At 58.5% G+C, this 18,222-nt stretch carries 15 protein-coding genes, 1 tRNA gene and 1 other RNA gene; 14 read left to right on the top strand and 3 right to left on the bottom strand.

Features of this window, described 5'->3' with window-relative positions:
* From ABD982_RS08180 to pnuC, 4 genes are all read left to right on the top strand, one after another.
* A partial coding sequence (locus tag ABD982_RS08180; protein WP_345446343.1) for a hypothetical protein occupies nt 1-180 on the top strand: 180 nt, incomplete at its 5' end.
* 119 nt (nt 181-299) lie between these two features.
* Entirely contained in the window at nt 300-851 is a 552-nt protein-coding gene (locus ABD982_RS08185; RefSeq protein WP_237203463.1) for a YceI family protein, read from the top strand.
* A gap of 102 nt (nt 852-953) precedes the next feature.
* Complete coding sequence (locus tag ABD982_RS08190; RefSeq protein WP_345446346.1) at nt 954-1,430, top strand: hypothetical protein; 477 nt, start codon at nt 954-956, stop codon at nt 1,428-1,430.
* Nucleotides 1,431-1,470: 40 nt separating this feature from the next.
* Entirely contained in the window at nt 1,471-2,250 is a 780-nt protein-coding gene (gene pnuC, locus ABD982_RS08195; RefSeq protein WP_345446347.1) for a nicotinamide riboside transporter PnuC, read from the top strand.
* A 96-nt stretch (nt 2,251-2,346) separates the two neighbouring features.
* Here pnuC and ABD982_RS08200 read toward each other — a convergent pair.
* Nucleotides 2,347-2,431: transfer RNA gene (locus ABD982_RS08200), tRNA-Ser, on the bottom strand.
* 173 nt (nt 2,432-2,604) lie between these two features.
* Between ABD982_RS08200 and ffs the strand changes: the two genes are divergently transcribed.
* From ffs to recR, 3 genes are all read left to right on the top strand, one after another.
* An RNA gene (gene ffs / locus ABD982_RS08205) (signal recognition particle sRNA small type) lies at nt 2,605-2,701 on the top strand.
* A gap of 148 nt (nt 2,702-2,849) precedes the next feature.
* On the top strand, nt 2,850-5,663 hold the full coding sequence (locus ABD982_RS08210) for a DNA polymerase III subunit gamma and tau (RefSeq protein ID WP_345446349.1): 2,814 nt from the start codon (nt 2,850-2,852) through the stop codon (nt 5,661-5,663).
* Nucleotides 5,664-5,688: 25 nt separating this feature from the next.
* On the top strand, nt 5,689-6,843 hold the full coding sequence (gene recR / locus ABD982_RS08215; RefSeq protein ID WP_345446350.1) for a recombination mediator RecR: 1,155 nt from the start codon (nt 5,689-5,691) through the stop codon (nt 6,841-6,843).
* Nucleotides 6,844-6,853: 10 nt separating this feature from the next.
* Here the strand turns inward: recR and ABD982_RS08220 are convergent, their stop codons facing one another.
* Together ABD982_RS08220 and ABD982_RS08225 are read right to left on the bottom strand one after the other, a co-directional pair.
* A complete protein-coding gene (locus tag ABD982_RS08220) occupies nt 6,854-8,047 on the bottom strand; it encodes an MFS transporter (protein ID WP_345446351.1) in 1,194 nt (397 codons plus the stop codon).
* Nucleotides 8,048-8,073: 26 nt separating this feature from the next.
* Nucleotides 8,074-8,571, bottom strand: coding sequence for a DUF2087 domain-containing protein (locus ABD982_RS08225; RefSeq protein WP_345446353.1), 498 nt, complete (start codon nt 8,569-8,571; stop codon nt 8,074-8,076).
* Between the two features lie 332 nt (nt 8,572-8,903).
* Here ABD982_RS08225 and ABD982_RS08230 point away from each other — a divergent pair, with 332 nt between their 5' ends.
* The 7 genes from ABD982_RS08230 to ABD982_RS08260 all read left to right on the top strand — a co-directional run bounded on the left by ABD982_RS08230 (nt 8,904) and on the right by ABD982_RS08260 (nt 17,991).
* On the top strand, nt 8,904-10,202 hold the full coding sequence (locus ABD982_RS08230) for an aspartate kinase (protein WP_345446355.1): 1,299 nt from the start codon (nt 8,904-8,906) through the stop codon (nt 10,200-10,202).
* 85 nt (nt 10,203-10,287) lie between these two features.
* Complete coding sequence (locus tag ABD982_RS08235; protein ID WP_345446357.1) at nt 10,288-11,232, top strand: 3-methyladenine DNA glycosylase; 945 nt, start codon at nt 10,288-10,290, stop codon at nt 11,230-11,232.
* A gap of 46 nt (nt 11,233-11,278) precedes the next feature.
* Nucleotides 11,279-11,491, top strand: a complete 213-nt coding sequence (locus ABD982_RS08240) for a MerR family transcriptional regulator (protein ID WP_345446359.1) — start codon at nt 11,279-11,281, stop codon at nt 11,489-11,491.
* A gap of 291 nt (nt 11,492-11,782) precedes the next feature.
* Entirely contained in the window at nt 11,783-12,034 is a 252-nt protein-coding gene (gene purS / locus ABD982_RS08245; protein WP_237203285.1) for a phosphoribosylformylglycinamidine synthase subunit PurS, read from the top strand.
* A 5-nt stretch (nt 12,035-12,039) separates the two neighbouring features.
* Nucleotides 12,040-12,837 (top strand): phosphoribosylformylglycinamidine synthase subunit PurQ, encoded by a 798-nt coding sequence (purQ, locus tag ABD982_RS08250; RefSeq protein WP_345446362.1) that lies wholly within the window; start codon nt 12,040-12,042, stop codon nt 12,835-12,837.
* Between the two features lie 29 nt (nt 12,838-12,866).
* Nucleotides 12,867-15,185 carry a phosphoribosylformylglycinamidine synthase subunit PurL gene (gene purL / locus ABD982_RS08255; RefSeq protein ID WP_345446363.1) on the top strand — a complete coding sequence of 773 codons (2,319 nt, stop codon included), beginning with the start codon at nt 12,867-12,869 and terminating at the stop codon, nt 15,183-15,185.
* Nucleotides 15,186-15,474: 289 nt separating this feature from the next.
* Nucleotides 15,475-17,991: an HAD-IC family P-type ATPase gene (locus ABD982_RS08260; RefSeq protein ID WP_345446365.1), complete on the top strand. Its 2,517-nt coding sequence runs from the start codon at nt 15,475-15,477 to the stop codon at nt 17,989-17,991.
* Nucleotides 17,992-18,222 lie beyond the last annotated feature (231 nt).

Consider the following 18,222-nt stretch of genomic DNA (forward strand, 5'->3'; position numbering starts at 1 on the left):
GGAGCAACGGTTCTTCCGGTATGGCTTGAGGTTATTTGTAGTGATTTAATCCTCTTATTTTTGCCGCTGGTGGGGCCGTTGTCTAGTTGGTGGGGTGTGGGTGTGTTCCTACTTTTGAATAAGCCTCAGTACGTCTCAGTGTATTTACAGGTAGGGGAGAAGCGGTTTATATTGTTATAATTACATGCAGATTTTTGATGTCTTACCTGTACCTGTTGTCCCAAGTAAGACCTAGAATTTAAAAGCTGCGTAAACCTAAATTAAACGCGAACCCTAAAACGAAAGAATTAAATTAGATTATGAATCCGGATTTCATCGGACAATGGGATGTTGACGCTCAGCACTCCCGTTTTGGGTTCTCAGCTCGTCACGCAATGGTCACTAAAGTACGTGGCGAATTTGGTCAATTTGAAGGTAAGGCCAATATTAAAGATGTCGGGCAGGGTGAAAGCGAAGTAAATATTGTGCTTCACGTCGACAGCCTCGAAACCCGTAGCGGTGATCGGGACCAGCACTTGATGGGTGCTGACTTCTTTGATGCTGAAACCTACCCTACGATCACCTTCTCCTCAACGACTGTTGATGAAATTGATGAAGGCGCTTTTATCGTGACCGGAAACCTTACCATCCGTGAGGTTACGCGGGCTATCTCAATTCCGCTAGAACTCACCGGTATTAGCGAAGACTCCTTCGGTAACACGCGCGCTGGCCTAGAGGGAACCCGCCGTATTAACCGTAAAGACTGGGGACTTAAGTGGAACCAGGTGCTTGATAACGGCGGCGTAATGGTTGCCGATAAAATTACGCTTGAATTTGACCTCTCCCTGGTTAAGCTCGATTCCTCCTCATAGCCTTTTATGAGACCGGGCGAGAGGGGTCTCTGGTGAGCTGATCTTGCTTCACCAGAAGACCCCTTTTGAATAAGCCTCTTTGAGTACGCGCGCAGCTATCAGGTGGAAGCTAATATTCGCGACGAAGATTATGACCTGCTGGACTACCAGAACGTATTCACCGGCCAGTTCAATCTCAACCGGGAAACCATTGACAACCCCGGCAACCGCGGGCTGGCACTCATGGATACCGACACTATGGTGGCCAAGGCCTACGCTCAGATGAGTGCAGAAGACCCCGCTAGCGCGCTCTCGTCCGCCGACTACCAGTCCTTGCTTCCCATGGCTGATTCCCTCATCGCTAAAGCCCGCTGGGACCTCATTCTCTTCATACCGCCGGTAGGCTCCGCCAACTACACCCGTGACGGTTTCCGATCCGAGACCAATACGTCAGATCACTACCTCAACGATATTTCCCAGCGCATGCTGCATGAAGTCCGCTTAGCGGGGCTAACAGACCGGCTAGTGATGCTGGACGGCTCTGATTACGCAGAACGCTACGAACAAGCCAAGGCCGCCGTCAGCCCCCTTCTGGCTTAACTTTCTTTGACCCACCCCCTTTCACACCGTGGAGCTATTCATGCCCCTTGTCACCGCCCCTGCGCACCCACAGAACCCTCTAGCCCGCACCATCCGGGCTGTGCACACCGACCTTTTTACGGGCTATACCCCCTTTGAGAAAGTCTTCTTCGCTACGCTGATTGGTCTACAAATTCTGGTGAGCACCACAGTTTTTGAGGGCTGGCTGAGCGCCGTTACTGCTGTTGCAGGCATGATCTGCGTGATTCTGGTGGGCAAGGGCAGAATTTCAAACTATTTCTTTGGGGTCATCCAGAATGTTCCCTACCTGATTCTGGCTTTTCAGGCCTACTTCATCGGTGAAATTACCATCGCGGCTTTCTATGTGATCACCCAGTTCTGGGGCCTCTACATATGGCGCAAAAATATGCGGGTTGAAAAATCACGGGCACAGCGCGTAGCTACCTCCACCCTTGAGGATGAGCCGCGTGACGTAATTACACGGCGCCTTAGCCTGCCCCAGATAGGGCTTGCACTGCTTATCCTTGGGCTTCTGACATGGGGCTACGGCTATCTTTTGACCCAGTGGGGATCAAATCAGCCGTACGTAGATGGGTTCACAACAATCATCGCGGTAATGGCGCAGATTCTCATGGTCTTCCGCTTCCGTGAGCAGTGGGTGGGCTGGCTAGTGCTCAACGCGGTGCAGATTTACCTCTGGTCCACGGTGGATGGTGGGGGCAACCTAGCCATCATGGCTATGTACGCCGGCTTTATCGCCAATAGCCTCTACGGCTGGTACAACTGGAGCAAGCTCTCACGCCCGCTCCCCTCATCCTAGAACTGACCCGCCGCGGGGTTGAACGTTTGCTTTAGCCCCTGGCTTTTTGGGTAAAAAAAGACCGGCTCGAGACAAGTGGGCGTCCGAGCCGGTCAGCGGAGGATGGGGGATTTGAACCCCCGAGGGCGTGAACCCAACACGCGTTCCAGGCGTGCGCCATAGGCCGCTAGGCGAATCCTCCAGGCGTGTTGCTTAGCTGAAAACAGCTTCACGAAAGACAACAGATAGAAGTCTACCCAAGGTTAGGCGTCACCGCAAATCTAGCCCAGATTCATACTCACAGACACGCTCAGCGAGTATGGGCAACGAGGTGAATTTCCTTTTGTGTTTTCTAGGGGCTTACGGTACAGTAATGGGTGCCCCTTACGTGGCGTTATCTTGGAAAACTCCCCCAGGGCCGGAAGGCAGCAAGGGTATCTGGGCTCTGACGGGTGCGTAGGGGGTCTTATTTTGCCCAAAACCTACTGGGGCGGTTTACCCCGGTTCTTATAATGTCAGTCACCAGCACTACACTGTTAAGAGCATGCCCGCGCCGGATGCGAATCCCCGCATGACCCCTGCGGCGTGAGCTTTTTACGCATCCCTAGGAAGGTTTTGTTGTGAGCACTGCGCTGTACCGCCGTTACCGCCCTGAGTCCTTTGCCGACGTCATCGGGCAGGAGCACGTCACCGAACCGCTCTCAACCGCCCTAGAAAAGAACCGCGTCAACCACGCTTACCTCTTCTCGGGCCCGCGCGGCTGCGGTAAAACCACCTCCGCCCGCATTCTGGCACGCTGCCTCAACTGCGCAGAAGGCCCCACACCCACCCCCTGCGGGCAGTGCGAATCCTGCAAGGAACTTTCGCGAGACGGCGGCGGTTCCCTCGACGTTATAGAAATGGACGCCGCCTCCCACGGCGGTGTGGACCACGCCCGCGACTTGCGTGAACGTGCCACCTTCGCCCCGGTACGTGACCGCTACAAGATTTTTATTATTGACGAGGCGCACATGGTCACCCGCGAGGGCTTCAACGCCCTGCTCAAGATTGTGGAAGAACCTCCGGAACACATCAAGTTTATTTTTGCGACCACCGAACCCAACAAGGTTCTGGGCACCATTCGTTCGCGTACCCACCACTACCCATTCCGTCTCGTGCCACCCGAAACCCTGGGCGCCTACCTTCAGCAGCTCTGCGCTCAAGAGGGCGTGCAGGTAGCTGATGGCGTCCTCCCCCTGGTAGTGCGTGCCGGTGGCGGTTCTGTACGTGATTCACTCTCTATCCTGGATCAGCTCATGGCTGGTGCTACAGAAGGGCAGGGTATCTCCTATGATCTGGCTGTTGCCCTGTTGGGCTTCACCCACGGTGAGCTACTCGATGACGTCATTGACGCCTTCACCTCCGGCAACGCTGGCACGGTTTTCACCGCTGTAGACCGCGTCATTCAGACTGGCCAAGATCCCCGCCGCTTTGTCGAGGACCTGCTAGAACGCTTCCGCGATCTCATTATTATCAAAGCGGTGCCGGGGTCAGCCGCCTCGATTCTGCGTGGCATGGCAGAGGATCAGCTAGAACGCATGCGCGCGCAAGCTGAGAAGCTGGGCTCCGCCGAACTAACCCGTGCAGCAGACGTTACTAATGATGCACTCAACGAAATGAGCGGGGCGGTCAATCCCCAGCTACACCTGGAGCTTCTCTGCGCCCGCATCCTGGTAGCTGCCACTGATTCTTCAGCGGCCTCCCTCGCTGCCCGCCTGGACCAGCTAGAACGTAAGCTAGCCAGCGGAACTTTTACTACACCGGCCCGAGGGCAGGTATTCAAGCAACAGACAGCTCAGCAGGAGCCCCGGGCGATGCAAGAAGCCGCCGCGTCGGCAGCAGCTGCGCAGCGCAGCCCAGAACCTACCCCTCCTAATGCGGCCCCCCTTCAGCAGGCACCTGCTCCGCTCGCGAGCGCTCCACTCGCTGCCGCCCCGCTCGTCAACGGCGGGCAGACAACAGGCAAGCCCGGCGCGAGGTACCAGGCAGCTCCCCAGCGGCCAGCTCCCCGGCAGGTGACCTCCGGGGCAAGCGGTGAGAACACCGTAGATTTGGTGGCTAACTCCTGGAACGACGTGCTAGCTAAAATCCCCTCTGCCTTTGCGCGTGCTGGCTTTGAGAAGTGCGAGCCGGTGCGGTTCGAACAAGGTGCGCTCTTTATTCGTGCCGAAATTGCAGTGCTTCGCCAGGTCAAGGATTATCTGCCGCAGCTACAAAAGGCCCTGCAGACCGTACTCGATTTGCAGGTTCAGATTCGTGGCGAGGTCAAGAAGCCCGGTGGGGGCACAGACGCCCCAGCCCGCGGCCCACAACCAGCCGGTGATAGCAATACCCCTGCGCCGAGCACCCCGCAGCAGGCTGTGCCTATTGCTGAGGGGCCGCGCGGCGGTGAGCAGGCGTGGGCTTCCCACGGTCAGCCCCGCAGTGAAGCGCCTCCTGCCTGGAGCCAGGACGACTGGAACAAACCTGTTACCTCCTGGAACGTTGCACCTATCCCCGCTGGCTCGGCACCTGCTCAGGACGGCGGGCAAGATGAGCAGTCCGCGGCGTCAGCGCAGGGTGGCACCGAGGTTCCCCGCGAGGACCCTAACCCGCCTACTACCCCGCACCTGCGCGTCATCAAGGGTGATGTTGACCCGGTGGAACTGGCTAAGGCCCACCACCCCTCTTCAGGGGGGTCCGCGGAGCGACGAAGCATGTCCCTGGCACCCGATGTCACCGAGGACGCCGATGAAGAGGACTCTGATGGGTCAACCCCTGATGCCGACCAAGCCAAGGCAGAGGATCAGGCTCACGAAAACCGGGGCACTGAACCAACAGTTTCAGCTCATGAAGGTTCAGATCAGCAGACTGTAGAGGGCAGCGGGCACGCTGTATCTACCGAACCGGTACCGGTCTCTGATGGTCTGGCCGAAGCCGGGCATAAGGAAACCAATAATGCTGATATCAACCAGTCAGACAACCCCGAACCTGCGGAACAGACACCGGGAGCCTCTACGCAGGGCGCCCCTCTGGCGCACGAGTACGCAGGCTACGAGGGCGGTTATTTTGATGATGCCCCAGAGCCTGAACCCGAGTATGTCGCGGGAGTAGGCTATGTTTCCCCTGAAACTGCCGCCCCTCGCTCGGCGTCCGGGCAAGAAAAGCCCGAGAAAACCGAGAAGAAGAGCGGCAAGCTCTCCTTCCGCGAACGCCACGCAGCGCATATCGCTGCAGGCCAGCGGGCAGTTCAGCAACAGCCAGAAAAGCCGCAGGAGCCCCAGGCTGACGAAGATTTCGCCCCCAGCGACGAGGATGTAGCGCTTGAGTCGAGCACCCTCATTGGGCAACGAGCGGTGGAGAAAATTTTGGGCGGCAAGGTCATCGGTGAGCAGCCCCTGCACCAGCCCTCCTAAGCTGCCCCTACCCTAAGGATTTTTTGTGTACGAAAGCGCCGTTCAAAACCTCATTGACGAGCTGGGCAGGCTGCCCGGTGTAGGCCCTAAATCTGCCCAGCGCATTGCCTTCTACATCCTCGACGCTGAGGCAGAAGAGATGCAGAAACTCACCGATGCCATCACACGGGTGAAGAAGACCGTGAGCTTCTGCGAGATTTGCGGCAACGTCTCTGAGACCAAGCTCTGCGCAATCTGCAGGGACGAGAGCCGTGATGTCACAGCCCTGTGCGTGGTCGAAGAGTCTAAAGACGTTGTTGCCATTGAGCGCACCCGCTCCTTTACCGGCCGCTATCACGTACTCGGTGGCTCCATTAACCCCCTGGCGGGTATCGGCCCTGAGCAGTTGCGCATTCGTGAACTCGTGGCACGGCTTTCCGATGAACGCATCAACGAGCTGATTCTTGCTATGGACCCCAACCTTGAGGGCGAGGCAACCGCCACCTACCTCTCGCGTCTTCTGGTGCCCATTGGCATTAGGGTTTCCCGCCTGGCCTCCGGTCTGCCGGTGGGCGGCGATCTTGAGTACGCCGATGAAATTACCCTGGGACGAGCCCTAGAGGGGCGGCGCGTAATCAGCGAAGGCAACCGCGCCCTCACCGATAACTCTGCCCAGGATTTCGAAGCTGCCATCGAAAAGGAAGCTCAGCAGAAGCTAGCCGAGGAGGTTGAAAGCAAGCCACGTACCCGCTGGTCCGGTTCGATGTTTGACGATTTAGGCGCAGACTCTAATGCCCCGGAGAATCAGCAGGATACGGATCAGCACAAGCCACCGCGCGGTGAGCAGTCTGACCTCAATGGCCCCCTGCTAGAAGCAGAGGTGGAAGAAGCCGGGCTGGAAGCTCAAGAAGAAGTCACCCAGGACCTACCGGCAGAAGAGGCACCTGCACAGCCGGTGCCCGGCGAGCTATCGCCCGAAGAACGCGCCGAGCGGGTAGCGGCCGCAGCCTTTGAAGCCGAAGAAGGGCTGAGCGCCCCAGAAACCGAAGAGGCTGATACTAGCGGTGAAGCAGGGCAAGCGCAGGAACGCCGTGAGGCTTACGAGCAGAAGCTCGATGAGCTCAAGAAAACGCCCCTGCGTACGGTAGCACCTACCATTCCACCGATTCCCGGCAAAACCTACGTCAACCCCTGGACCTAACCACCTACGGCTATTCACATCCCCCACGGGCAAGAACAACGCGTCCTAGGACATTTGCCAGCGCAGAAAGCACTAGGGCGCTACCGCCGTAGGCCATGAGGTGCAGTGCATACTGTGAACCCAACGCAGCTCCCAGGGCGTAGCCACTGAGCAGACAGACGTAGACAATCCAGCGGAAGCCAGCCCAGGCACGGCCTTGCTGGTGCTCAGGCACTGACGAGAGAATCACCCGGTTAGTCAGCGCGTTAAAGGCCCCATTACCTACCCCACCAGCAGCGAAGAGCACCATAATAGTGGTAAACCCCGGCTGAAGGAGCCCTACCGCGCCGATAGCCAGTCCAATAGGAAGGGCTACCAGAGGGTAGTAGACCAGGGGTTTTTCAGTAATACAACTGCCCAGCCAGCTACCTGCCACAATCCCCACGGCCCAGGAGGCTGATGCGAAACCATACTGCGTGGGTGAAAGACCCAGGTCGCGTGTCAGGGCAAAGATGCCAGAGACGTCATCCAGGGAGGTACTGGTGACGGTAGTGATAATCAGCAGGAGGCCCAGGCTCCCAAACGCACGCGGGGAGCTAAGGAGCCGCAGCCCCTGGGTGAGCTGAATCTTGTGCGGGCGCTCATCCCGCGCCAGCGCTCCCTGCCGGGCCAGCATCACACCGACTAACGCTAAGAGCAGCATAGCGATGGCATCAATAACCAGCATGGTGCGTAGGGCGCCGGCTCCGAAACTCATTCCACCTGCCGCGACTCCCAGCACTCCCGCTGCCCCCTGAACCACAGCAAGCTGCGAGCCCGTGCGCGCAGAATTAGCGGAATAGTGGGCAACCAGTTTATGAGCTACCGGGCCAACCAGGGCAGCACAGGAGCTAATGAGAGCGCAACCAGCAATGATCACCACCCAATCAAGCGTTATCGCCATCAGTAGCGTGATGACAGCGGCAAGCACCAAGGACGCTGGCCACCACCACCATGCCATATAGCGGTCAGAGATATGCCCGCCGACCAGACCAAAAAGAACCGTCGGCACCAGGTTAGCTGCCAGTACCGCAGCAAGAAGCGAAGACTGCCCGCTCTGGGCTGCCAGCAAGGAAAAGCCGATGGAGGCCAGGGAGGCACCGGCTGCTGAGACAAAAATCCCTAACAGCAGAACCCGTTGAGCCGTAGTGTCTCCTTCCGCTGAGCCCTGTGCACGGTTAGTCAATATTCGTTGTCTAAGACTCACGGGGCTTACCCCCGTTGTTTGAGCGTGAAACGCGGGACGTCCCCGTTCAGGTAGGCAGGTAGCCAGATGCTTTCCCATTCCGGGGCCTCGGCGTGTAGCACGGTTTCCCAGCGATCCGGGGCCAGTTTGGTCAGCCAGTACACCCCGGTCAGGTCATTGCGCTTCAGGTACCCGTAGTCCACCAGTTCGCGGCGCAGGTAAGCAAAATCGGGCCAGAAAGCCTTCAGGGTTTCATTAATCTGCTTCTCGCTGTACTCCACCCCGGGGTCAAAGTAGTTAACCAGGTAGAGCAGCACGTGAGCCCTCGCCTTGCGTTTAGCGGGGAAGCTGGTGAGCGCGCCGTCCTTGAAAAATCGGCCCACTACGGTGCGGTGTTCGGCTTCTGCGGCCCGCGCCTGTTCAGCTTTCTCAGTGAGGACGAGCGCCCGGGCGGCCGTGTAGTTCAGCCCGGTTTCTGCCATGCGGGCGCGCACCAGGGTTTTGAAGTTCTTATTCTGAGTCATTGGTACATCGACTTTTCTGCACCCCTAGCCTGCTTCTCCAGTCGGAAAACCAGTATCAACCCCAGAGATTACTCATCCCTTGGCGCCGTTGGGCGGGAGGCTAGGGCTCCAAACCGGGCGCGAGGCGGTGGGGCCCGCCTGTTGTACAAGGTAGCCCATGCTCCGCGCTCGGGCAAGCACCCGCCGCCCCGACAGCCCCGGCGGCTTCTGCCGTCACGTGCGTAGCATTACCGTTATGTGAGCAAAAATAGTTCATAAACGGCCACCACACGTAACATTGACTCAACCGGAAAATCAGCCGGTAAGTATCACAACGGTATTGGAGAAGTTCAATGAGCCTGATTGTCCAAAAGTTTGGTGGGTCTTCTGTCGCGAATGCAGACGGCATTAAACGCGTAGCCCGCCGCATCGTGGACACCCAGAAGGCTGGCAATGACGTCGTTGTGGTTGTATCTGCGATGGGCGACACCACCGATGACCTTCTAGATGTGGCAGAGGAGGTCACCGGCAGGGCGCCCGGCCCCTCCCGTGAACTCGATATGCTGCTGACCGCCGGTGAGCGCATCTCCATGTCAGTGCTGGCAATGGCAGTGAATTCTCTAGGCGCTAAAGCGCAGTCCTTCACCGGCTCACAGGCTGGCATGATTACTGACGGTGTGCACGGCTCTGCACGTCTCGTTGAGGTCAACCCCAACCGCATCCAAACCTCAATTTCTCAAGGCAACATCGCTATTGTTGCTGGCTTCCAGGGGATGAACCGGCAGACCGGGGACATTACCACCCTGGGCCGCGGCGGATCCGACACCACTGCCGTCGCACTAGCTGCCGCTATGGACGCTGATGTCTGCGAAATCTACACCGATGTGGACGGCGTCTACTCAGCAGACCCCCGTGTGGTCCCATCAGCCCGTAAACTGGACACTGTCACCAGTGAAGAGATGCTTGAGCTAGCAGCTAACGGCGCTAAGATTTTGCACCTGCGCTCCGTGGAATACGCCCGCCGTTTCAACCTGAAACTGCACGTGCGCTCCTCTTTCTCTCAGAATGAGGGCACCATCGTCATCCCCGATAACCCCGAAGAATTTGAGTTTGAAAACCTAAAGGAGATCCCCTTGGAACAGCCACTGATTTCTGGTGTCACCCATGACCGTAGCCAGGCTAAGGTCACCGTTGTTGGTGTTCCCGATGTGCCCGGTTCGGCGGCTAAGGTCTTTGGGCTGCTCAACGAGTCCAACGTCAACCTGGACATGATCGTGCAGAACGTTTCAACCGACCGCTCTGATGTCACTGATATTTCCTTCACCTGTGACCAGGCGCAGGGCGGCAAAGCCGTTGAGGTGCTAACCAACCACAAGGCTGAGCTTGGTTTTGAAGAGATCAAGTACAACGATTCCATTGGCAAGCTCTCCCTGGTGGGTGCAGGCATGAAGGCTAACCCCGGTGTTTCCTTCGCTTTCTTTGATGCCCTGCGTGAAGCCGGGGTGAACATCGAGATGATTTCAACCTCCGAAATCCGCATCTCGGTCATCACTGATATTGATCACCTTGATGAAGCTGTACGCGCTGTGCACACCGCTTTCGGTCTGGACGCTGAGCAGGAAGCCACCGTTTACGGCGGCACCGGCCGCTAGGGTTTAGAGACCTGCACCAGTAGCCCGTGTGGCTGGCGCTTCTGCTAGCTACACGGGTTTTTTGTACCTCGGTAGAATGGTGCCCATGCAGATTCTCCCAGCGCAGCAGTGGCAGGTTTTAGAGCGAGCGCACCAGGAGCGTTCCGGGCGCTATGCCTTGCCCTTTGCTCAGCGGCGCGAGCGGGGTGAGAAGCACCCGGTAGAAGACTTTCTCTTCACCTACTACACCCTCAAGCCCGGTCAGTTCATGCGCTGGCACCCGGGCGCCGACGTCATCTTGCTGGACGCCGCCAGCCGCGCTGACTGGAAGTTTTACCGCCCTGCCACCGAGACTGAGTTGCTCGCCGGTGGGTTAGATGCGGACGAGGCAGCTCGCCTAGCCAGCGAGGGCACCGCAATGACCGTTGATCTTGACGCATTCGCCACTCAACGCGCCTCGGCTGTTGACTTCACCCGCATCATCCTGGGCAAAACAGCCGCCCAGCCCGGCTTCTTTGGCTGCTTTGGTCTGCACGAATGGGCCATGGCCTACAAGTCGGTTGAGAACAACATCCGCCACGACTACCTTGACTTGCGCCTAGGAGCCGACGGCACCGATGCGGTGGTTGAAAGCCACAATATTCGCTGCACCCACTTTGATGCTTTCCGTTTCTTCATGCCCCAGGCGCGCTCATTCAACGAGCTGCAACCTACCCGTCAAACCCAGCGTGACATGGAGCAACCAGCCTGCCTACACGCCAATATGGATATCTATAAGTGGGCCTACAAACTCTTACCGCTCATTAGTTCAGAGCTACTGATGGACTGCTTTGACCTGGCCTGGGAGATACGGGAGCTGGATATGAAAGCAGCACCCTATGATCTTCAGAGTTGGGGCTATGAGCCGGTCAAGATTGAAACCGCCGAGGGCAAGCTGGCTTATACCCGCACCCAGCGTGCCTTTGCTGCAAAATCGGTGCAGCTGCGTCAGCAGCTTCTTGCTCAGCTGAACGCCGCACTGCCAGCCCCTGCAGGCCGGCAAGCGGTCTAGTCCCTGGGGGCCCTGGCCCCCGTCATTCTAGGAAAAGGAGAAACCCATGACCGAACTAAATATTATGCAGGTAGCCCAGCAGCTGGGTGTTAACGAGTACTCGGTGCTGAGCTGGGTAGAAGAAGGCGGGCTCACCCCCGTGGAGGGTAAGCCCGGTCTTTGGTTCACTCCTGAGGAGGTAGAGCGCTTTGCCGCTGTGTTGACGAACCGCACCACTGAATCGCGTGATTCCCTGCAGAGTTTCAAGAAGCTTTATTAGCCCTCATGTTGAGCAGGGCCTTTTGCTGAGATTTGGCCAGTAGTTGTCATATCCATCCTGGTGAAGATAGCGCCCACTTTCACAACGGTGCTGCCGCCTAAATCTGGGCCGGTTTTTTCCTCAACCGGTGGGGGGTGGACCAGACAGCAAAAGCAATTTCGTTCACATCCGGGGTAGAGCACCCTCCCACGGGCCGCTCGACTCGCACCCCTAGAGTGCTGGGCACCACCTTTACTGTGTAAAATGAGACCTGGCTCTATATAGATTCCAGCACCCAAGGAGTGCCCATTCATGGCCCGTATTGTTGTTGATGTTATGCTCAAGCCCGAAATCCTAGACCCCCAGGGTAAGGCTATTGCGAACGAGCTCCCCCGCATCGGATTGTCGAATTTTACCGACGTCCGCCAGGGCAAGCGTTTTGAGCTCACCGTTGAGGGCGCAGTGACCGAGGAACTTCTAGCTCAGGCACGTCAGGCCGCTGAAGAGCTGCTCTCTAACCCCGTGATTGAAGACGTTGTGAACGTCGAAGCTCTGGAGGACTAAGACCTATGGCAGAGTCACTTGCAGCTCACGAAGTGCCCCTGGTGGGGGACTTCTCACAAGACACCCCCGATGGCGCTCTAGCAGGTGTGCGCGTCGGTGTTATCACTTTCCCCGGAACTCTGGATGACCGCGACGCAAGCCGCGCTATCCGCTTAGCCGGTGGCACACCCGTACCGCTGTGGCACGATGAGGCAAACCTCCACGATGTAGATGCCGTCATCGTCCCCGGCGGTTTTTCGTATGGTGATTACCTGCGTGCCGGCGCTATTGCCGCCAAGGCAGCGGTCATGAGCAAGGTAGTAGAGGCCGCTCAGGCCAGCGAAAACCCCCTGCCCGTGCTGGGCATCTGCAACGGTTTCCAGATTCTGACCGAAACCCACCTGCTGCCCGGTTCCATGATTAAGAATGATCACCGCAAGTTCATCTGCCGTGATCAGACCCTGCGCATTGAGAACAACCAGACCTTCTGGACCAGTGATTTTGAGACTGGGCAGGACATCGTCGTGCCCCTGAAGAACCAGGACGGCCAGTACGTCGCTGATGCCAAAACTCTTGAAGCACTTGAAGCTGAGAACCGTGTGGTCTTCCGCTATGTTGATGTCAACCCCAACGGGTCGCGCAACGATATTGCCGGAATCTCAAATGAACGCGGCAATGTGGTGGGCCTGATGCCCCACCCCGAGCACGCTGTGGAGCCGGGCTTTGGCCCCTCGTCCTCAGGTTTTGGCACCGTTGCCCTGCGCGGTGGCGCAGACGGTCTGGGCGTCTTCACCTCTGTTCTCAACAAGCTCGTGGGCGCCTAAGCGCTGGTTTCTAAAGGATTTATGTACTAATGAGCGAAAAGAAGTTTAACCTCGACACCGTTGAGCACGCCGCTGCTACCCCCGATACCGAGCTGCCCTGGGCTGAGCTGGGCCTCAAGGAGAACGAGTTTGAGGACGTCAAGAAGATTCTAGGGCGACGCCCCACCGCCGCTGAGCTGGCCATGTACTCGGTCATGTGGTCGGAGCACTGCTCCTACAAGTCCTCCAAGGTGCACCTCAAGCAGTTCGGCGCCAAGGTCACCGACGAGATGAAGAAGGACCTGATGGTGGGCATCGGCGAGAACGCCGGCGTGACTAACATCGGCAACGGCTGGGCCGTTACCTTCAAGATTGAGTCCCACAACCACCCTTCCTACGTTGAGCCCTACCAGGGTGCAGCAACCGGCGTGGGCGGTATCGTGCGTGACATCATCTCCATGGGTGCACGCCCCGTGGCCGTCATGGACCCCCTGCGTTTCGGTGCGATTGATCACCCCGACACCGCCCGCGTCCTGCCCGGCGTTGTTTCCGGTGTGGGCGGCTACGGCAACTCCCTGGGCCTGCCCAACATCGGCGGCGAAGTTGAGTTCGACGAGTGTTACCAGGCCAATCCCCTGGTCAACGCCCTGGCTGTGGGCATCATGCGCCACGAGGACATCCGCACCGCTAACGCTTCGGGCACCGGCAACAAGGTCATCCTCTTCGGTGCCCGCACCGGTGGCGACGGTATTGGCGGCGCTTCAGTTCTGGCATCAGAGTCCTTCGACGACACCAAGCCCTCCAAGCGCCCCGCCGTTCAGGTGGGCGACCCCTTCGCTGAGAAGGTGCTGATTGAGTGCTGCCTAGAGCTCTTCAAGAACTCCATCGTTGAGGGCATTCAGGACCTCGGCGCCGCGGGTATATCCTGCGCAACCTCCGAGCTGGCCTCTAACGGTGACGGCGGTATGCACGTTGATCTCACCAAGGTTCTGTTGCGTGATCCCACCCTGACCCCGGGCGAGATTCTCATGTCTGAGTCCCAGGAGCGCATGATGGCCGTCGTAACTCCCGAGAACCTAAGCCGCTTCGAAGACATCATGAAGAAGTGGGATGTTGAATACTCCATTCTGGGTGAGGTTACCGGCTCCGGTCGCCTGACCATCGAGTGGCAGGGCGAGATCATCGTGGACGTTGACCCCAAGACTGTCGCCCACGACGGCCCCACCTACGAACGCCCCTACGCCCGCCCCGAGTGGCAGGACGGGCTGCAGGCCGATAAGTTCACCGGCTCCGAGGCGGACGATGCCCGCCCCACCGGCGCTGAACTGGGCGAGGCCATCAAGGCCTTTATGGCCGCCCCCAACATGTGCTCCAAGTCCTGGATCACCAACCAGTACGACCGCTACGTCCAGGGCAACACCGCCCTGTCGATGCCCGATGATTCTGGCGTGATTCGTGTGGATGAAGAGACCGGCCTGGGTGTTGCCCTGGCCACCGATGCCAACCCCCGCTTCACCAAGCTGGACCCCTACGAGGGTGCACGTGCGTCCCTGGCTGAGGCTTACCGCAACGTCGCTACGGTGGGTGCCCGCCCCGTGGCTGTCTCTGACTGCCTGAACTTTGGTTCCCCCGAGGATCCGGATGTCATGTGGCAGTTCGCTGAGGCTGTTCGCGGTATTGCCGATGGTTGTATGGAACTAGGTGTGCCCGTGACCGGCGGTAACGTTTCGCTTTATAACCAGACCGGCGATCAGGCTATTAACCCCACCCCCGTAGTTGCCATGATGGGTGTCATGGATGATGTCACCCGTCGCACCCCCTCAGGGTGGGCTCCGGAGCACGACGGTCAGGCTATCTACCTGCTGGGCACCACCGCCGATGAGCTGGATGGTTCTGAGTGGGCCCGCTACAAGGGTCACCTGGGCGGCCTGCCCCCCAAGGTTGATCTGGCTGCTGAGAAGCTGCTGGGCGACATGCTGGTGAACATGAGCCGTGACGGCATGATTGATGCCGCTCACGACGTTTCAGCAGGTGGCCTAGTGGCTGCCCTATCTGAGGCTTGCTTGCGCTTTGGCGTGGGTGCACGCGTGGGTCTGGGTGAGGTTGCCGAGCGTGACGGTATCGACCTCTTCACTCTGCTCTTCTCAGAGTCCCTGGGTCGCGTGGTTGTATCCGTACCCCGTTCCGAGGAAGTTCGCTTCAAAGACATGTGCACCGCCCGCGATTACCCCTTCGCCCGCATTGGCGTAGTGGACGCTGAGTCTAACGCTCTGGCAATCCAGGGCGAGGCTGAAATCAACCTGAACGAGCTGCGTGAAGCCCACGAGGGCACCCTAGCCCGCCACTTCGGCGAGGTTGCCCCCAGCTAGTCGCTAGCTACACTGCAGAAGGACGCCGCCGCGCCCCTCCCCTGCCTTCGGGCAGGCAGGTGCGTGGCCGGCGTCCTTCCCTCATCTCACCAGCCTCTGGTCCATCAAAATGCTGGCAGGAACGTCATACGATGGAGCGGCCGATAGTTTCATGGACCGGTCTCTATCCCCGGACGAGGGGTGAGCAGGGCGGAATTCATACTCTCGGCTGAGGTGCCCTACGTTTCTATCCCGCTAGGCTAGTAGGGTATGGCACTTGTTGCCTCGTCCCTCTGCCCCAGGAGCCTTTATGACGCCCGCTGCACCCCACCGCGTGAATGTGAGTACCCCTCCAGACAGCGCCCTTGAAGTCGGTGGGCTGAGCAATCAGCAGGTGGCTGAGCGTCAGATCGCTGGGCTGGTCAACACGCAGAATAATGCGACCTCCCGCTCCACTGCCACCATCATTCGCACCCACCTTTTCACCATGTTTAACCTGGTGCTGGGTCTCTGTGGTTTGGCCGTGATTCTGGTGGGGTCCTGGCTTGATACGCTCTTTCTCTTAGCTGCTATTGCCAACGTGGTTATCGGTTTTACCCAGGAGTTCTCTGCTAAGCGCCAGCTCGACCGCATTGCCCTGCTACGCCGCGACCCGGCTACCGCCCTACGCGATGGCAAGCTGGTACCGGTTGGCCTCGATGAGCTGGTTCTCGATGACGTAGTTCTGCTCAAGCGCGGGGATCAGGTCCCTGCCGATGCTGTGGTACTCACCAGCGACGGGCTGGATCTCGATGAATCCCTGCTGACCGGTGAAAACGACCCCGTGGGTAAGCAGCCGGGGGACGGCGTCCTGTCGGCCTCCTCTGTGATTGGCGGCTCGGGTAGGGTGCGACTAACGGCGGTGGGGGCGGCCTCCCGTGCCGCTAAGATTACAGCCGAGGCTCGCGAGTTCACCACCATTCATTCGGAGCTTCGCACGGGTATGGAGCGGGTGGTGACCTGGATTACCTGGGCGCTGGTTCCCATTATCGCGATTGTGCTCAACGGGCAGATGCAGGCCGCTGGCGGCTGGCAGGTGGCCCTTGATTCTGGCACCTGGCGTGATGCCCTGATTACTTCTGTCTCATCGGTGGCTGCCATGATTCCCCAGGGTCTAGCTCTGATGACCACGATTTCCTTTGCGGTGGCCTCAGTCAAGCTGGCCCGCACCGAGGTACTGATTCAGGAGCAGCCCGCCGTTGAGATGCTGGCCCGCGTAGATACCGTCTGCTTTGACAAGACCGGTACGCTGACCGAGGGCGGCGTTGCCTTCAACAGCGTTCTACCACTTGACCTTTCACCGGGTGAGGATGTCGGCACCCGGCTCACAGCAGAAGGGCAGAGCATCAGCGTTCCCGGCACGGTGACGGGTTGGCAGGGTGCTCTAGCCTGGTTTGGCGCTGATGAGAACGCGAACCCCACCGCTGCCGCCCTGCACCCCGCTTTCGGTGAAGTACCTGCACTTGTAGCGACCGGCGTCCTGCCCTTTTCCTCTGCCCTTCGCTTTTCTGCTGTGGAGTTCGCCGACACAGGCGCTTGGGTGCTGGGGGCACCAGAGGCTCTGCTCCCCGTCAAGCACCCGGCTAGGCAAACAGCTGAGCACCTAGCCACCAGTGGCTTGCGTACTATGGTGCTTGCACATGCACCCGCGCTCGCCCGCGAGGAGGGCAAGGTAAGCCGGATGCTCCCATCTCAGCTAACACCCCAGCTTTTTGTGACCTTCCGTGAGCAGGTGCGCGCAGAGGCTCCCGCTACCCTCGCCTACTTTAGGGAGCAGGGCATTGATCTCAAGGTTTTCTCCGGCGACAACCCCCGGACCGTGGCCGCTGCTGCTCGTCTAGCAGGTATGGATGTCACCTCCGGCGCTGTTGATGCCTCTACACTGCCTGAAACCGGTGAAAAGTTAGCACAAGCAGCCATAAACAACAGCGTCTTTGGCAGAGTCTCACCCGAGCAGAAGAAGAATATGGTGCTGGCTTTGCAATCTCAGGGGCGCACCGTTGCTATGACGGGCGACGGCATTAATGATGCTCTAGCTTTGAAACATGCCGATTTAGGCATAGCTATGGGCAATGCCGCCCCTGCCACCAAGGCAGTTTCGCGTTTGATTCTGTTGGATGGCAGGTTTGACCGCCTGCCGGGCGTGCTTGCCGAGGGGCGCAAAATTATCGCCAACATCGAGCGGGTCACTAATCTCTTCCTCACTAAGACCGCCTTCGCCATCCTTTTGGGCATTACCCTGGGTCTACTGTGCTGGAACTTCCCCTTCCTCCCCCGCCAGTACTCCACCGCTGATTTGCTCATTGTGGGCGGGCCTGCCTTCCTCATAACCATGCTGCCCAATACACGCCACTACGTCAGCGGCTTCTTGCAACGTGCCCTACATTTCGCACTGCCCGCAGCGTTGGTGATTACCTGCGTGTTGGTCTTCGTCAATGGCTATGGCAGAACCCAGGGCGAGAGCACGATGCACCTGCAGACAGCGACCTTCAGTGCACTGGCGCTGATGGGCATCTACAACATCAGCACCGTCCTGCGTCCCTTTAAGGTGGTGGGACTAGCTATTGTGGGTGGCATGTATGCAGGCCTGATTCTAGTTCTCTTGCTACCCCCTTCGCTCTGGTACCACCAGTTCTCCATGCCTCAGGGGGCATATTTACTGGTAACTCTGGCTTCTGCCGCCTTGGGGTGCTTATTGCTGGAAGTTAACCTGCGTTTACACGGGGCATGGCTCCGTGCCAAGCACCCAGAAGCAGTGGAAGCCGCAGATAGAGCTCAGATACACTAGTCACATCGAATCAGGATGCAAGCAGGTCTAGTCACCGCCCACTCTGCCACGTGGGGCGTTCTTTCCACCCGAAAAATAGGCTTGCACACCGCCCATAAGCGGAGTATCGTTTTATGCGAATGGGGCTCATACCTCAGAAAAACTTCATTTCAATCATCAGGATTGTTACTGGTTAAGCAGGCAAGACCTGGGTTGTTTACAACTCTTTAGGCCATCGGTGTATCTCCACCG

Origin of the sequence: Rothia endophytica, from assembly GCF_039543885.1 — a bacterium.
GTDB classification, from domain to species: Bacteria; Actinomycetota; Actinomycetes; order Actinomycetales; family Micrococcaceae; genus Rothia; species Rothia endophytica.

Excerpts from the sequence above, each read along its gene's own strand:
- ABD982_RS08230 (WP_345446355.1), top strand. The coding sequence starts at position 8,904 with ATGAGCCTGATTGTCCAAAAGTTTGGTGGGTCTTCTGTCGCGAATGCA.
- purL (WP_345446363.1), top strand. The coding sequence starts at position 12,867 with ATGAGCGAAAAGAAGTTTAACCTCGACACCGTTGAGCACGCCGCTGCT.
- ABD982_RS08260 (WP_345446365.1), top strand. The coding sequence starts at position 15,475 with ATGACGCCCGCTGCACCCCACCGCGTGAATGTGAGTACCCCTCCAGAC.
- purQ (WP_345446362.1), top strand. The coding sequence starts at position 12,040 with ATGGCAGAGTCACTTGCAGCTCACGAAGTGCCCCTGGTGGGGGACTTC.
- ABD982_RS08185 (WP_237203463.1), top strand. The coding sequence starts at position 300 with ATGAATCCGGATTTCATCGGACAATGGGATGTTGACGCTCAGCACTCC.
- ABD982_RS08235 (WP_345446357.1), top strand. The coding sequence starts at position 10,288 with ATGCAGATTCTCCCAGCGCAGCAGTGGCAGGTTTTAGAGCGAGCGCAC.
- ABD982_RS08225 (WP_345446353.1), bottom strand. The coding sequence starts at position 8,571 with ATGACTCAGAATAAGAACTTCAAAACCCTGGTGCGCGCCCGCATGGCA.
- pnuC (WP_345446347.1), top strand. The coding sequence starts at position 1,471 with ATGCCCCTTGTCACCGCCCCTGCGCACCCACAGAACCCTCTAGCCCGC.
- ABD982_RS08240 (WP_345446359.1), top strand. The coding sequence starts at position 11,279 with ATGACCGAACTAAATATTATGCAGGTAGCCCAGCAGCTGGGTGTTAAC.
- purS (WP_237203285.1), top strand. The coding sequence starts at position 11,783 with ATGGCCCGTATTGTTGTTGATGTTATGCTCAAGCCCGAAATCCTAGAC.